Here is a 15,183-nt window from a genome sequence, read left to right on the forward strand (position 1 = left end):
TCGTAATCAGGACAATAAGAAATAAAATCGGCGCTAGCTTGGAAAGGGGCATAAGTGAGCTAGTCAATTATCGAACTTAGTCAATGAAAATTACTTTTTAATATGGATAGACACTTAGCTCGTGGCTTGTATTGATATTGAAGATCAGTTTCATCTGAATCAGATGAAACTGGCAGTGCCTTTGAGCGTTTCTACGCAATTGTAGGATTATTGTATCTAGAGCATTAGCCTGTCGCGCATTTCTCAATATTTACGACAGGCCCACTTTACTGCTGTGAATAGTTTATCAATGTCTCTCTGTAGAGTGAGAGTAAAGTATCGCTATCTACTTGAACGCCGACTTGTTGTGCAGGAAATAAACCCCATTCATCATTCATATAGTTACGTTGATCAGCTTTCTGAATGGTCATCCCTTCCGCTGGCCCATCTGTGACAACCCTGACCGGGCCATTACGACTTGTAAAAAGAGACGGTTGGATAACATAAGCAATGGCTGATGGGTCATGAACATGACAACCATCCATTCCTACTTTGTCAGAATAAAACTTTAAGTAGTAACGGCTAATGTCCCAGATGAACTGCCCAACTTCTCCAGCGTCATCTCGCAACTCATCAAGGTATTGACTGGTAAAAAAACTCTCCTCTGTAACATCGAGCCCGATAATGACAACTGGCCATGATGCCGTAAACACCTTATCGGCAGCATGAGGGTCATCATGAATATTCGCTTCGGCAAATGGTGTTACATTCCCTCTGTGGCCGTTTTCACCGAATGCACCACCCATAACGACCACTTCTTTTACCAAGTCGACGATGTCAGGAGCAGCTTCCAGTGCAAGTGCAAGATTAGTCAGAGGACCGACAGCCACAAGAGTGATCTCTCTAGGTTCAGCTCGAACACTGTCGATAATGAACTGATAAGCTGGCTTTTTAATCGCTTCATAATCTAGCGAACTTGGTGCCGTCACATCACCCAACCCCGTTTCACCATGCACAACAACCGTTGCTCCAACAGGATCTCTTAACAAGGGCTTATCCGAACCTTTAGCAACAAGTGCCGTCATACCGAATTTTTGCTTCAGATAGAGAGCATTTTGAGTGCCATTGTCTATCGTCGCATTTCCATAAACGGTCGTGATCCCCATCAGCTCAATATCTGGATGTGCTTCTGCAAATAGGATTGCCATTGCATCATCGATGCCCGGATCTGTATCTAGGATGATTTTCTTTGTCATATCAGCTTCTAATTAAACAGTTGAGAGGAGTAGACGATACCTAGAAAAAACACTGATGAACGTGACTTGAATCTCATGATGAGAGCAATTTAAATTAAACACTCAAGGTTTGAATTTCTCGTATGAATATTGTACTCCGGTCATTTTGTTTCCGCCTTTTCTAAGGTATTAGTACCTTTAAAATATTGGAAAAATTCACCATGTCACTACAAGTTTTCTGACAGTGATGGACCACCAGTAGAATAGAATGTTCGATACTAAAGAAAGTTATCACGATGTATGCGGTGAATTTAATAATGGCTTTAAATCAGTTGCTTATGGTGGGGTTTTTATTTTTAAGATTCCAAGATCAAAAACGAAGTAGGTCCTGATTTGGAATGGATGCCATCTACAAATAATGATGTTGTAAACGTTATAAATTCTCTAAACGAATTGGTTTTGCACGGTCACTTAAGGCAATTAGGTCGATGTGGCCGTTATGACCATATATATTCAATAACTGAAAAAGAACGTAAGTATTGGAATGAGTTAAATAACAAGTTTTAGATACTCTTCTTTTTCCTAAAAGTGTGCCAAACGCTTAGCTCTAAAAATACAGATCAAAATCTGAGTGGCCATTGGTGTTTAAGATCTTTGGTATTTAAGTCCTTTGATCGTTAAGCCCTGATTTAGCCTTCTAGATTACGCCGAACTAAATCGTGCATTTGTTTTACTGTCATCAGTGCTAACCAGATGATTTCTTCTACCGAACGTTGACCCGTTGTGGAAGTTGGGTGACCGGTATCGGTTTGATTGGTTAGCGCGGGCAGCTCATGGACGCGGTTATCACGAATGGTATTGATCAATGCATCCATCGCATCATGAATTAAGCGTTCGACTTGTTGTGAACCTTGGTATTGCGTGCCTTTTCTGACCAGCGGAATCAGCAAGCAGAGATAATGGCTTAATAATCGATAGTGACTCAGCATATCTTCATAATAGTGAGGATCGGCACGAGTGTGTTTTGGCTCTTGCTGCATCTCATTGTAAATCAGCTCAAGGTCGCTTTCGGCGGTTAGCATAGCGGCACGTTGCTTGGTTAGCGCAATATGGTCATGTTGTTCGGTGCCAATTTGCAGCTGTTCGTAGCAATACACAAATAAGTTTTTTGAACTATTAAGCGCTTTTAACGCTTGAGTGTGGATCTCTTTGCCTCGCCATTGCGGCCATAACAAACTATATCCGAGCAGGACAATCGCGCCCCCGACTATGTTGTCGATCAAACGTGGTGCTGCAAAGTCGAGCCCTTGGTGCGCCATGGCCTGATACACCAAAATCAATAGCGCCGTAATACAACCAATGGCTAGCGAGTAATGGCGCATAATATTAAGCATCGCGACAGGCAAGAGGATAACGATAAGCGTATACATCGCGGTCGTTGGTACGCCAATGTGAATTAAAGAGGTCGCGAACAGCACACCAAGCGCTGTACCTAAACAGCGTTGCCACGTTTTACTTCGTGTCGCCAAGAAGCTTGGTTGAATCACCATTAACATCGAAATCAGAACCCAATCAGGGCGAATCAATTCGAAGTATTCTGCAATTCCAGCACCAAGTGCGAACATCAAACCGACACGGGTAACATGACGCCAAATCGGATTGCCTCGGCTTGGTAGGCGAAAAGACAACTCGAACGGCTGCACTTCAAAAGAACGTTCATAAGCGGGTTCATTAAGCTCAATACGTCGGGAAATGTGCTTCACTGCGTATGCCCAATAACGAAAGCGGGGTTGGTCTTCGAGCTTGACCGCTTCAATCAAGTCATTAGCTTCTTGCTCTAATGAGCTTAAGTGCTTCACCTCTTCGTTTGTGTTGTGTAGAAGCTGTTTGGCTTTGTGTCTTAGTCTTTGCTGACAATGCTGGCTCCAAACCAATAGCAAGTCTCGTTTGTGTTTGCTGGACTGGAATTGGTTCAATAGATCGGGATTCGTTGTGTGGCTGCTGAGTATCACTTCAAACGTATCAAGAGCGAGGAACAAGGCTTGTCGAAGCGAGTTAGCATCTTCTTGCTTAGACCGAAAAGATTCAGATTGAAGAGCCTGTTGGAACAACTCGATGAGTTGGTATTTGATGCGTCTTTTCGGTGCATCACTTTCGCTACCTAGCAGGAATGCTTGGCGATATTGGATGTAGTCTGCCAACGTTTCGTAAATCGCGGATAGACACACACGCAATGCATAGTGCTTCCACAACGCAAACCAAAGCCAGCTAAACAGTGCAAAAGTAAGAGGCCCGAGTACCAACATAGGGTACAAGCTTAGCGCTGTGTTGGAATTGTGAAGTGAGAGAGTGACGACAGCTATCAATAGGCTCGACATACCGAGCCTCGCCCAGAATGGACCATTGACCGCAGCACTGGCAAGCAAAGCACCCATAGCACCATAAGTCACCCATAAAGGCAGTCCGCTTTTCAGCAGAGCGTAACTGATGGCCAGAGTCATGCCCCAAACGGTTGCGGTAATCGCAAAACGTGTCCACCGCCTTGGCCCTGCTGCATCGAGGCCACTAATCAGAGCGGCTGGCATGGTCATGAGAGCGGTCATGGCGATAGTGGTTTGATTCGAAACACCCCTAAACCGAGAAACAGCACAATGGCACTGGTGGCGCGAAGCCCAAGGTTAATAGAAGGGGAGTACCAGACTTTACGCAAAATGGCAGGAGAAAACGTCATAGACCCTCGTTATTTGTTTGATCTTAATGAGTGTAACGCCAAACCTCTTCGCGTGCTGTCTTCAATCGCAGATTGATAAATTGAATTGCTGCAAGCCTCTTCTATTGGCATAGAACGCTATATAGCTTGGTTTATTCGAAAGCGAATCCACAAGGTTTAAGACAGCAAGATTCAAGATCGAGGGTTCAAAAATAGACAGCTTGGTAGTCGATGGAATCAACAGAGAACGAAATTCGACTTAATCCTACCTTCTCGCTGCGATTGTATTCATTGATCGAGTGGTCAAAGCCATAGGCTGTCGAAGGGGCCATGTATTGAGTTATGCCTTGTTTTGTCGCCGTTATTCCATCGTGGCCATGACCGCAGATCACATCACGAACGCGATATTTTCGAAGTACGCTCATCACATCAGCCTCGTTTTCTAGACGGATGGCTTTCATCCACTCAGCACCGACTGGAATGACAGGGTGGTGAACAACCACGATAGGATCATTGGCCTTTCTTAATTGTCGTTTTAGCTGAACCATGCCGCGGTTATCAATGCGCCCAGAACCGAGTGGATGACGTTTATCCAGCGGCTTGAAGCTGGAGTCCAAAAACACAAATTCTCGTCCACAGCTGGTGGCTTTATCGGTGACGAAAATCGACGATCCTTTTAACTCTGTACGCATTAAGCGAGAGTCATCATGATTGCCCGCAATCGCGTAAATGGATTGTTCGTTAATGTGTTGCCTAATGAACGCTTCTAATCGAACGTAGTCTCCCGATTTTGGGTTACAACAAATATCACCAGTCAGAAAAATGGTCTTGCATGCTGTGTCTTTGCTGACGTATTCCAGGGCTCTACGCAGGTTCTCATAGCTGGATTCATCGGAAAGGTGACAATCACTGATTTGGTAAACGGTGTTCATTGTTGTTGTCCGGTTATGCCATACGAATTATTGAAGATGATAGAAAAATGCCTGCCAAATTGGCAGGCATTTTTTGATGCTAATTTGCTTTGGGTGCTTTAGAAGCCTCGTGCTGTTCAATCATGAACGCGATTGCTTCATCGTTTAAACAAGACTTACTGACATATTGGCGCTGTTTTCCAATATGAAGGATAAAACCTAAATCGGTTTGTTGCAGCTGGGAGATGTCAGTCCAAGCGATAGTATTGGTGTTTTTAGCGTTTTTATAACTTACGCCGTTAACGTCCCCCTGAAATACTACTTTGCTGCCAGCACCTGAGCTGATTTTTTGTCGCCATATCCACCAGGTTCTCTTGCAGTAAACGCTGAACGCTTCAATCACACTTAATACAATAAAGAACCAGCCAACGTAACCGTTAGGTAGTAGCTCAAACTCTAATAAAACCACACCAAAAATAAGAAACAGTATTCCTTTTAAATAGGCTTTTGGAAATTGAGTCGGAAGGCTAGTTTGATCATAACACTCTGTGAAAAACGTCTTATCGAGGATGTATTCTGTGGTGAAACCGGGATCTTTAGACATGTCTGGCTACTTTAATGTTTTCTGTGAATGAGCTTTCTATAAAGGGGCTACTACGCTGCAATCTAGTAACTCCAGCATTGTATCGCTTGTCGGTACTTTTCTTTAGCGGTTTTGATGCTCTTTTGTAAATCAATAATACTGACGGGGTTTGCTCTCGGCATAGCTTACTTGTTTACCTGATTTGATATTAAATAATGACTAAAGCTAAGGCCTCGCGTTTGCGAGGCCTTGATATGTGCGGAGCGGGTGGAAAGAACCTCAGATATATTGCAACATTCTTGCGCTCGACATGGTGAAAACAGGCGACATGCCGCTGTCTTGGCCGTTCATTAATAACAAGCCAATCAACACAAGTAAAATGCCGCCAAAGAGTTGCAAGTAGTGACCTGCGACTTTCAATGATTCACTACTGTTCTTGTTACCCGCTGCCAAATAGCGCTTCACTAGATGTTTACCTGTTAGCGTCATCATTGCAATTAATGAGGTTGTTAATGCTGTGCCTACGGCCATCGCAAAGGCACTCAGAACGCCCATCCAATATAGGCCAACCATGTTTGCGAAAAGCAGAACCATGATTGCTCCGGTGCATGGCCTGATACCAATCGTCACGATTATTCCCGCGTACTCTCGAAATGTTGAAGCTTTATTGATGGCTTCTGGATCTGCGACGTGTTGGTGGCCGCATCCACAGTCGGCATGAGAATGATCTGCATGAGTGTTAGCAGCGGCTTGCATTGCACTAGTAGCGCCTATTATCGGGGAAGGGGCTGATATTGATGAACGAAGTGCTATTGGCGAACGAACTGGCGCTGACGAACGAACTGACACTGACGAAATTGCGCCTGTTGCTAATGGAGTGATGGCTTTCACTCTCAGAGTTGGTTGCGGTTTACGCATCGTTGAGTAGATGTTTTTCAGAGCTTTCCAGCAAATCAACGTACCTACCACGGCCACTAATGCAAAGCTTAATGAAACAAACATATTCGCTTTGTCATTCACGACTCGCATGGAAGCACTAAAGCCCCACAGCAACACGCTTACTAGTAAGATTGCGACCAGTGCTTGTAAAAAAGCGGAGACGACCGTAAGTACTAAACTCGCTTTTGCTTTGGTTGGGTGAGTGGCTAAGTACGTAGAGACAATAACCTTGCCGTGCCCAGGCCCCAGAGAGTGGAGCATGCCGTAGATAAAGCTGAATCCGACAAGGTAACTGCCTGCACCCCAAGGGTTGGATTTAGCTTCATAAAGTAGGTCTGCAAGCTCTGAATTGACTTCTCTTTGCCATTGGATGCTAGAGATAACTAACGATGGCCACATGGACCACACTTGATATGCACCGACAGCAATAAGCAATAAAGCTCCGGCGCCAATAAGGTAATAGTTTGTTTTAAGTTGATTTGTCTGCATTTCACAAGAACCTATATCAGATATTTTTCTCTAAATGAATTGAGAAGCTTACGTAATGGCGGTAAAGAGTCGCTTTATTAGGATGTAGGAACTGCCGCACAATGAAGCTCAACCGATTGTGTAAACAGTTGGCCTAACGTGTTATCTGGATCTGCGTCGGCTGGTAAAGACATCGCATAACTCATCTGTTCTGGCGTCGGGTTGGGCTCGATTAATTCCAACTGACATTGTCTCGCTAGTTCAGGTGACAAGGTCACGTCGCTATTCGATAACCACGACATGTCGACGAAGTAACTAGGGTCAAAAATGAGTACGCGAAGCGAGTCTCGTGTCACTGGTTTAGGTTTAGAAAGTGGTAGGTCAAATGTTAGAACCATCTTGGCTTTATCACGCTCAAACTTTGCGTTCTCAACCACCTGATATTTGATGGGCTCTTCACCATCATAAAAATACGTGAAGTAGTGCTCGTACATCATGTTTTCGATTACAGACGCAGCGAGCTTTTTGAATGTTTCAGCTTCTGTATCGGCAGAGACATCTTCGCCATCCAACATGTACATGGATGTCATTGCATCAAAAGACCACTCCATAGAGAGACCAGTGATCATGCCATTCTCTCCCTCAATATGAGTTTTCATCTCTATCCAAGAGTGAGGGTGGGCATATAGATTTGGCGCAAAAAACAAGAGTGCTAGGCCAACAGTCAAGCCCTTGATAGAGCGAAAGTATGTCGCGAAACGGCTTACAAAGCGTGAGGAGAGGCGATTGATGACACCGATTAGAATAAATAGCTGTTTCATGAGAAATGATGGTTATTAAGTGTAATGTTATAATATAACAATTGAGTGGATTGTTCACATCAAATTTGTGTCATGTTTTGCCTGTTTACGTTTCTATTATCGGTTTCAATTCGGAGTTGCTTTTATTCGCAACTGCTTTTATTTGCAGCAATGCCCCGCAAGTGCGAGGCATTTTTTGATTGGGCAAGGAGGGTACTAAGCCGCTTATCTAGATCAGTCAGTGTTTGTTGGTAAACGGACTTTTAGAAGAATTTCTTAATCGCTTTTTCAGCACAAGCGACATCTAAGTGGCCACCCGGAGCGCCACCCACACCAATCGCGCCAATCATGGCATTGTTCAGTTGTACCGGAACACCGCCCGCTAGGAACAACAAGTTGTCGTCCATATTCTGCAAGGGTTGCATGATAGGTTTGTCGGCGATGAGTTTCATCAGGTTACCTGACGGCTGCTTCATGCTTGCCACTGTGAACGCTTTTTTGCGTGAGCTATCAAGAGTGTGGATGCCAGCGCCATCAGAACGTAGTTGAGCAATCACATTGCCCGACAAATCAACAACAGTCGCAGAAACCTTGTAGCCATCGGCTTCGCATTGATCAACGGCTTCATGGGCAAGCTTGAAGGCCGCTTCTGATGAGATTTGAGTGAAAGAGACCGTTTGTGTTTCTGCTGCCATTGCATTGTGAGAAAGGCTAAGGAAACCAAGGGTTGCTGCTAGTACTGTTAGTTTTGTCGTTTTCATGTTTACTCCGTTAAAGCATCTGTTTTCAAAAAGAATCTGTTTTCAAAAAATATTCGTTTTTCAAATTCCGAATTCTATTTTTTGTTTGTTTAGAAAGGGTGTTTTTAATCAACAGGTTCATACTAACGAATGCATGATTACGACTGGCTTTCTTGAACATTACAAAGTTGCAATGTTGGTTATATTCGAGAAAGGATATTGATAGAGTGTATTAAGACCACGGCAAATAAATAAACGGACGTTAATGAAAATACTATTGATTGAAGATGACATTCATATCGCGAGATTTTTGGTGAATGGTTTTCAGCAAGAAGGGATAACGGTGACGCACGCAACAGATGGTGTTGGTGGATTACACGAGGCCGTAACCGAAGAGTATGACGTGATCATTCTCGATATTATGTTGCCAAAGAAAGATGGGTTTGAAGTGCTTGCCGAGCTGCGAGGGCAAGGCTACGCGACGCCTGTCATCATATTAAGTGCCAAACACTCAGTGGAAGAACGAGTGCAAGGGCTACAGTCAGGTGCTGATGATTATTTGGTAAAACCTTTTGCATTTCCTGAGTTATTGGCTCGTTGCCAAACCTTGGTGCGTCGAGGTAAGCAACCGACAACTCAGCCATTAGAACTGCATTATGGTCCGCTTAGCCTAGACCTACTTAAACACACGCTGCAAAGAGATCAACAAACGATCATCATTAATCAGCGCGAGTTTATGTTGATGAAATTACTGCTTGAAAACCGAGAGGCTGTGATGTCTAAAATGGCGATTCTTGAGCATGTTTGGGGGCATCAGTTTGATCCGCAAACCAACGTGGTCGATGTTTTGGTTTGTAGGCTTCGCAGCAAAGTTGATAAGGGTTTTTCTAAGCCATTAATTCACACACTTCGAGGTGTTGGCTATGTCCTCAAGTCGTAGTATTGAACAGGCGCTTGCTAAAACGCAGAGACATTTGTTGGTTCGTTTTATGTCGACCTTACTGCTCTGCTTGCTGCTGGTGGAACTGATTGTTGGGGCTATCTTCTTTTTCGACCTTTACCAAACGGAAAAGAAGATCCTTACGTCTATGTCGACCGAGTATCAGCGTATTTTGACTTACGATTCGAGTGAGCGATTGATTCATGTTTTAGAGGCTAACCCTCACCGGTTACTCGAAAACAACATTGCGGCGTATAAGCTTGAGAAGGGCGCTTCATCTGATGGTGTGTTTATCGCTGGTGTTCAACATTTATCGACAGAACAGTCTTTTTCTAGCTATCAAATTGATGACAATCGTTCATGGTTAGAGAGCTTCATCTTGAGTCCCTATATGTCGTTGCCTATTGAAGGGGAGCAATATGATTTCTGGTTGGTTTTGGATAACCGAGCAAGAGACTTTATCGCCTACAATCAATGGTTAATGACCTTATATGCGTTGCTTGCTCTCGTGGCCGTGACCGCAGTATTCACTCGTAACATCATCCAGAGTGCCATGTCTCCGTTAGTGACCTTTGGCGACCTGCTCGATAAGCTGAAAAAAGGGCAGTTAGAATTTCCTAGCACTCGCACTAAAAATGAAGCCGAATCTGATTTACCGCAAGGGCTCAATGTGATCAGCTCTAGTGTCCATACTGCGGTTGCCAAGTTACAGCACGTGACGACAACCTTGAATACGACCGTCGATGCGATCGCTCATGATATTCGAACTCCTTTGTCGCGTATTACGTTAGCCTCCCAAACGGCATTGCTCAATAACGCCGACCAACAAGCGATGAAAGACGCATTGGCAGATTGTTCTGAACACGCCATGCAGGCAAGCAATATGTTAACCGCCTTGATGAAGCTGAACGACGAGCTGACTGGAAAGCGCATACCACAGAAAGTGCCGACTCAGGTCTCTGATGTGATTGCCAATGTGGTGAGCTGGTATGAAGATGTCGCAGAAGATAAACAAGTTGAGCTTGAGGTTGAGAGCGCTGATGCTCTTGTTATTCAGTCAGATCCTGACAAATTGACTCAGGTGTTGGTTAACCTTGTTGATAACGCGATTAAGTACACCGAGCCCGAAGGAAGAGTGACGGTCAAAGCCGAGCAAAGTTCAGAGGGTAAGATCGCGATAACCATCCAAGATACTGGTGTTGGCATTGAACAGAAATATCAGGATTTGATTTTTGAACGACTTTACCGAGTCGACAGCAGCCGCAGCAATATCGAGGGGTATGGTCTTGGGTTATCTTTAGCGCTTGCCATGGTCGAGAATCTCGAAGGAACGCTAGTCGTTGAATCTGAACTGGGTGTGGGGAGTACTTTTACTCTTTCGTTGTAACAACGATTTATATCGTCACTTCTGCCTTTGAAATTTCAGCTCGTACGTACAAAGAATGCCCCGCACTAGTGGGGCATTCTTGTTTTTGGGGAAGGGAGGCTCTCCATGAACAGGTGTGGGAGGTAGAGTAACCTGCGCCAACCCTATTGGCTGCTTGTAGCTTGTAGCTTGTAGCTTGTAGCTTTTGATCTTAGTTATCGATCCAGTAAATCTTATTTTTCACATGATAGTTATTGGCATATGCCAATAATGAGGCGTATGCTGAACTTCTGATCATCAATAACAGGAAGTTACTATGTTATACGCAGTACCTTGTCGCGACCTTCATGTCGGCAACCATTTTGCTCGTTCCCCACAGATCGCGATTGTCGATGAGCAACGACAAATAAAGCAGATTGTTCCTTTGGTTGATTCCGACACCGCTTGCAATAAAAAGAAGCAATGGATCTCTGTCCTCCGTTCTTACGATGTGAAATCTGTAGTCGTCCGTCACATAGGGAAGAAGATGCTAGCGCACTTGTTCAACCACGATATTAGAGTTTTGGCATCAACAGGTAAGGCAGAAATAGGTGCTTTGGATTTTAGTAATCTGCAACAAGTGACCGATCTCGATTACGCTCGGGAGCCGCGCAACGTTTGTCACAGTAAAAAAGGGCACAGTCAGAGAGGGTGCAGTAATAAAGGGAGTAGTAAGAAAGGCTGCGGTGAGCAAGGGCGCAAGAAAGACGCCGCGATTCTTATGGCACAGCCGAATCACTTAGGGGGTATTCGAGGGTTCCGAAAATGACCTTTTTGTTGACGCTATTGGGGTTTGTCGGAATCGTCGCGTTGATGGCGATAGGTGTAATTTTTTCTCGCAAGCCAATCAAAGGCAGCTGTGGAGGGCTTGCGCAGTTAGATATTGAGCGTGAATGCAATTGCAAAGATGTGTGTGAAGGGCAGAGTCGAAAGCTGTATCAGATCTCTGAGCCATCAAGCTAAGTATCGAGAATTCACTGTCGTTGAGCTAGCTAACGTTGGGTTAACTAACGTTGGGCTAGTTCGCGAGTTAAGCGCTTTGAATCACCAACGCGTGACCGTTGACGATGCACTTGGCGACTTTGGCTCGTGCACGCTTGATGATGTTGCCGAACGTTTGGCGAGACACCTGCATATGTTCAGCGGCTTCAAGTTGGCTCAATCCTTCTTGATCAGCCAAGCGTAAGGCTTCTAACTCTTCTAATAGCAATTCTTCTTTATGAAGCTCGTCCATAGGAACGCCATTAGGCTTAAAGCAAGAGTAAGCCGCTCGGGTGCATAACTGGCGATGTTTTTTTGGTCGAGCCATATTAATCTCTAGGTATTTAAGGTTAAAAGGTAAGTATGAAGGTTTTCATTCCACACAACCATCGGCGTTGCCAAGTGTGCAGCCAAGGTTTTTTCGCAGACAGCCCCATTTGTTTTGAAGCCGTTGGCGAGCGCGAGACTTTAGTCAATCATAAAGCCTTGGCCAATCATGAAGCTTCAATTAAGAGTGAAGCTTTAGCTAAATATAAAACCAGGGCCAAGATTGTACCAACAGATAAAGCTGAGGGCTACGATGGCATCATGCAGGGTGGCATTGTCACCGCGTTACATGACAGTGCGATGCTGCATTGTTTGTTCCAAAATAACATCACTGCAATGACGGTGAGTTTGTCGTCTCGCTTTCATCATCCCATTTCCATTGGTCAAGAACTGGAAGTTCGCGCCCAATGGGTCAAAAGCAGACGTAATATCTACTTCCTTGAAAGCCAAATTACGCAGTGCGGAAAGTTATGTTCGTCGGCACAAAGCCAGTTTATGTCATCCCACTAGTTATCGATCCGATGTTCCCTATGCCGTTAGTTTGTTACGCCCATTGTTTTGCACAATAAATAGAGGTTTTCTATAGTTAAGGTAATAACGAATAAAGCTAGGGCAGTATTGAATTTATCATAATCTTTCTTCACTTCTGATCGCGCTGATGTGTGTTCATTAGTCGAGCCTTCGTACTCGATTCAATTCATTGCTGCCTTCTTCTGGAGGGCTGCTGATGCACAAATACTTCAAATCGACACTCCGATACGGTGTCACTTCAATCGTTTCTCTTTTTCTATTCTTCAGTACTTTTGCCTCTTCTTCTCCACTTAAAGTCGGAGTGTACCCGTGTCCTCCTTTTGTGATCAGTTCGATGGAAAGTCAATGGAATGGCCTGAGTGTCGAGCTTTGGGAACAGATCGCTAAAGAGATGGACGTTGAGTACACGATAGAGAATCATCGTTTGGATGAATTACTCAATGCGATTGAAACAGAGCAAATCGACATCGGTGTCTCTTGTATTTCCATCACCCCAGAGCGTGAGTTGTTTGCTGACTTTTCCCATTCCTTTTATGAAACTCACCTCGCTATCGCAGTGAAGAAGCAAGGTTACCTTCATACCTTACATGCCATTTTCTTAAATCCTGCATTGTGGCTGATCATTGGCGTTATCGTCTTTATCTCTGGTGTGATTGGTGCCTTTTTTTACGTATTGGAACACGGTGAAAATGAAAAGCTCTATTCGATGAAAAGCCGAACGGGCCGTTGGTTAGAAAGTTTCATATTAGGTTTGCTTTTTATCACTCGAGGCCCATTCAATTATTTTGAGTTTAAGAGCTTAACCGGACGAATTGCTACGGTGTTCATTGGTGTGCTGAGTATGCTGTTTATCGCCAGTATTACTGCGGTATTAGCCAGCAAGCTTACGCTCAGCCAAGGCTCTTCCCATATTAAAGGTGTGAATGATCTTGCGGATGTTGAAGTAGGGGCAAAAGTCGCGACGACTTCTTCTTTGATGCTCACAAGCTTTGGTATTCGACACAAGAGTTATATCGATATGCCAAGACTGTTGGCGGCTTTAGAGGAAGGCGAAGTAGAGGCGATTGTCGCTGATGATGTGGTGCTCAAATATATGATTGGTAATGGCAGAATAAGTGGGCAGTTCGATGATCTGGAGGTGTTGCCGTATCAACTCGAAAAGCAGAATTATGGCTTTATCATCACTGAAAACAACTCGTATGAAGAGGAAATTAACCGCGCTCTTCTGAAAATTCGTGAGTCGCGAAAGTGGCGTAAAATCTTGGTCGACTATTTTGCAGATAAGTAACCGAGTTTAACTGCTAACTCTCAAGCATTTCTAATGCCTCTCCCTAGAGTTGTTCTGAACCAGAGGCTTTGTTCTTTTTGAAATATTTGAACGCTGTCCAAACGACATAAGCCGCAACGCCCACAATCAATGCAGAGCGAAGGAGAATAGGCGCATCATGCTCAAGTTGACCAACATGCGGCACAATACTGGCAAACAATCGACTGGTAAAAAACAGCCCCATTACTAACATAACAATCTTATTCATGTGACCTGCCATTCAATTGGGTAAGTTGTACAAAACGTGTGATGGGTCGATTACACGGCCAAAAACGATTCTGCTCGAAATAAAAGCATGCGCTTCTCAAGAGCGCCCGTCAACGCGATATCAGCTTAAAGCCAGTAAGCTAAAGTTTCGTTTTTGGAAGTGATTTGTTCTGCTGTTGGCGTTTCGAGTTCAAGACTGCTGTGAGGTCGATGACACCTTTCTGTGAATTTGATTTTCCGGAATTATTATTCTGATTTATGATCGCATGCAATCTAGGGGGGACAAATGTCCTCCTCTTTGTTTCTATCGGCGCAATAAGATAGGTGCTACAAAAATCAAATAATAAAGGACACCCCGATGGATCTATTCGCCCTACTTGATATCAACAATACTCTAGTCAATATCCCAATAGGAGATGGCTATGCAATGAGCTGGATCGAAGCATTCGGCACCGTATTTGGTTTGCTGTGTATTTGGTTTGCAAGCCAAGAAAAAACCATTAATTACCTGTTCGGGTTACTGAATGTCACCTTATTTGCGGTTATCTTTTTCCAAATTCAGTTATACGGACTGTTACTGCTTCAGCTCTTTTTCTTCTGCGCCAACATTTACGGCTGGTACGCATGGACACGCCCTAATGAGCAAGGTGAAACGCTAGAAGTTCGCTGGTTGAGCCAAAATAAGCTGGTGGCAACGGCTGCAGCCTGTGCGATTTCGATTGCACTGCTCACAATGTATATCGACCCATTCTTCTTTGCGCTGGCAAACATCGCGGTTGATAGCTTGAATCTATTTGGTGCTGATTTAACGGAACCAGTACTTGAACCTGATGCGTTCCCATTCTGGGATGCCACGATGACCATTCTATCTATTGTTGCTCAAGTTCTTATGACACGTAAGTATGTTGAAAACTGGATACTGTGGATTGTGATTAATATTATCAGTGTTGGTATTTATGCTACGCAGGGTGTGTACGCAATGTCTGTTCAATACGCAATCTTAATGTTTATTGCGGCAAACGGTACTCGTGAGTGGGCACGCACAGCTAAACGAAATAGTGATAAATCGTTAACTCAAGCAACGGCTTCTTAGGAGTGAA

The 15,183-nt window shown here is 44.2% G+C and carries 15 protein-coding genes and 1 pseudogene; 7 read left to right on the forward strand and 9 right to left on the reverse strand.

What is annotated here, in order from left to right:
• Window positions 1-266: 266 nt before the first annotated feature.
• From NX845_RS01705 to NX845_RS01735, 7 genes and pseudogenes are all read right to left on the reverse strand, one after another.
• Window positions 267-1,235, reverse strand: coding sequence for a nucleoside hydrolase (locus NX845_RS01705; protein WP_017094318.1), 969 nt, complete (start codon window positions 1,233-1,235; stop codon window positions 267-269).
• 668 nt (window positions 1,236-1,903) lie between these two features.
• A pseudogene (locus NX845_RS01710) lies at window positions 1,904-3,945 on the reverse strand (FUSC family protein).
• A 185-nt stretch (window positions 3,946-4,130) separates the two neighbouring features.
• Window positions 4,131-4,856, reverse strand: coding sequence for a metallophosphoesterase (locus tag NX845_RS01715; protein ID WP_260256435.1), 726 nt, complete (start codon window positions 4,854-4,856; stop codon window positions 4,131-4,133).
• A gap of 79 nt (window positions 4,857-4,935) precedes the next feature.
• The gene (locus NX845_RS01720; RefSeq protein WP_061025328.1) at window positions 4,936-5,439 is read right to left on the reverse strand and encodes a YcxB family protein; all 504 of its coding nucleotides are present in this window, start codon (window positions 5,437-5,439) and stop codon (window positions 4,936-4,938) included.
• Between the two features lie 258 nt (window positions 5,440-5,697).
• Window positions 5,698-6,846, reverse strand: a complete 1,149-nt coding sequence (locus tag NX845_RS01725) for a nickel/cobalt transporter (protein ID WP_260256436.1) — start codon at window positions 6,844-6,846, stop codon at window positions 5,698-5,700.
• Between the two features lie 77 nt (window positions 6,847-6,923).
• Complete coding sequence (locus NX845_RS01730; protein WP_029221960.1) at window positions 6,924-7,646, reverse strand: DUF1007 family protein; 723 nt, start codon at window positions 7,644-7,646, stop codon at window positions 6,924-6,926.
• Between the two features lie 242 nt (window positions 7,647-7,888).
• The gene (locus NX845_RS01735; RefSeq protein ID WP_017085341.1) at window positions 7,889-8,386 is read right to left on the reverse strand and encodes a heme-binding protein; all 498 of its coding nucleotides are present in this window, start codon (window positions 8,384-8,386) and stop codon (window positions 7,889-7,891) included.
• 244 nt (window positions 8,387-8,630) lie between these two features.
• Here NX845_RS01735 and NX845_RS01740 point away from each other — a divergent pair, with 244 nt between their 5' ends.
• From NX845_RS01740 to nqrM, 4 genes are all read left to right on the forward strand, one after another.
• Window positions 8,631-9,305: a response regulator transcription factor gene (locus NX845_RS01740; protein ID WP_260256437.1), complete on the forward strand. Its 675-nt coding sequence runs from the start codon at window positions 8,631-8,633 to the stop codon at window positions 9,303-9,305.
• On the forward strand, window positions 9,289-10,692 hold the full coding sequence (locus tag NX845_RS01745) for a cell wall metabolism sensor histidine kinase WalK (RefSeq protein ID WP_260256438.1): 1,404 nt from the start codon (window positions 9,289-9,291) through the stop codon (window positions 10,690-10,692). The genes NX845_RS01740 and NX845_RS01745 overlap by 17 nt, the downstream gene beginning before the upstream one ends.
• Window positions 10,693-10,987: 295 nt before the next feature.
• Window positions 10,988-11,479 (forward strand): NifB/NifX family molybdenum-iron cluster-binding protein, encoded by a 492-nt coding sequence (locus NX845_RS01750; RefSeq protein WP_260256439.1) that lies wholly within the window; start codon window positions 10,988-10,990, stop codon window positions 11,477-11,479.
• Window positions 11,476-11,673, forward strand: coding sequence for a (Na+)-NQR maturation NqrM (gene nqrM / locus NX845_RS01755; RefSeq protein WP_004734813.1), 198 nt, complete (start codon window positions 11,476-11,478; stop codon window positions 11,671-11,673). The genes NX845_RS01750 and nqrM overlap by 4 nt, the downstream gene beginning before the upstream one ends.
• A 67-nt stretch (window positions 11,674-11,740) precedes the next feature.
• On the opposite strand, the gene NX845_RS01760 is transcribed toward nqrM, so the two are convergent.
• On the reverse strand, window positions 11,741-12,019 hold the full coding sequence (locus NX845_RS01760) for a DUF134 domain-containing protein (RefSeq protein WP_102504156.1): 279 nt from the start codon (window positions 12,017-12,019) through the stop codon (window positions 11,741-11,743).
• A gap of 35 nt (window positions 12,020-12,054) precedes the next feature.
• Here NX845_RS01760 and NX845_RS01765 point away from each other — a divergent pair, with 35 nt between their 5' ends.
• Both NX845_RS01765 and NX845_RS01770 read left to right on the forward strand, forming a co-directional pair.
• Window positions 12,055-12,528 (forward strand): PaaI family thioesterase, encoded by a 474-nt coding sequence (locus tag NX845_RS01765; RefSeq protein WP_114633351.1) that lies wholly within the window; start codon window positions 12,055-12,057, stop codon window positions 12,526-12,528.
• Window positions 12,529-12,745: 217 nt separating this feature from the next.
• Entirely contained in the window at window positions 12,746-13,837 is a 1,092-nt protein-coding gene (locus NX845_RS01770) for a transporter substrate-binding domain-containing protein (RefSeq protein WP_017080621.1), read from the forward strand.
• Window positions 13,838-13,880: 43 nt separating this feature from the next.
• On the opposite strand, the gene NX845_RS01775 is transcribed toward NX845_RS01770, so the two are convergent.
• Window positions 13,881-14,084: a hypothetical protein gene (locus NX845_RS01775; protein ID WP_004734817.1), complete on the reverse strand. Its 204-nt coding sequence runs from the start codon at window positions 14,082-14,084 to the stop codon at window positions 13,881-13,883.
• Window positions 14,085-14,441: 357 nt separating this feature from the next.
• Here NX845_RS01775 and pnuC point away from each other — a divergent pair, with 357 nt between their 5' ends.
• A complete protein-coding gene (gene pnuC, locus NX845_RS01780; protein WP_004734818.1) occupies window positions 14,442-15,176 on the forward strand; it encodes a nicotinamide riboside transporter PnuC in 735 nt (244 codons plus the stop codon).
• The last annotated feature ends 7 nt before the right edge of the window (window positions 15,177-15,183 follow it).

It is taken from the genome of Vibrio sp. NC2, assembly GCF_025195005.1.
GTDB classification, from domain to species: Bacteria; Pseudomonadota; Gammaproteobacteria; order Enterobacterales; family Vibrionaceae; genus Vibrio; species Vibrio splendidus.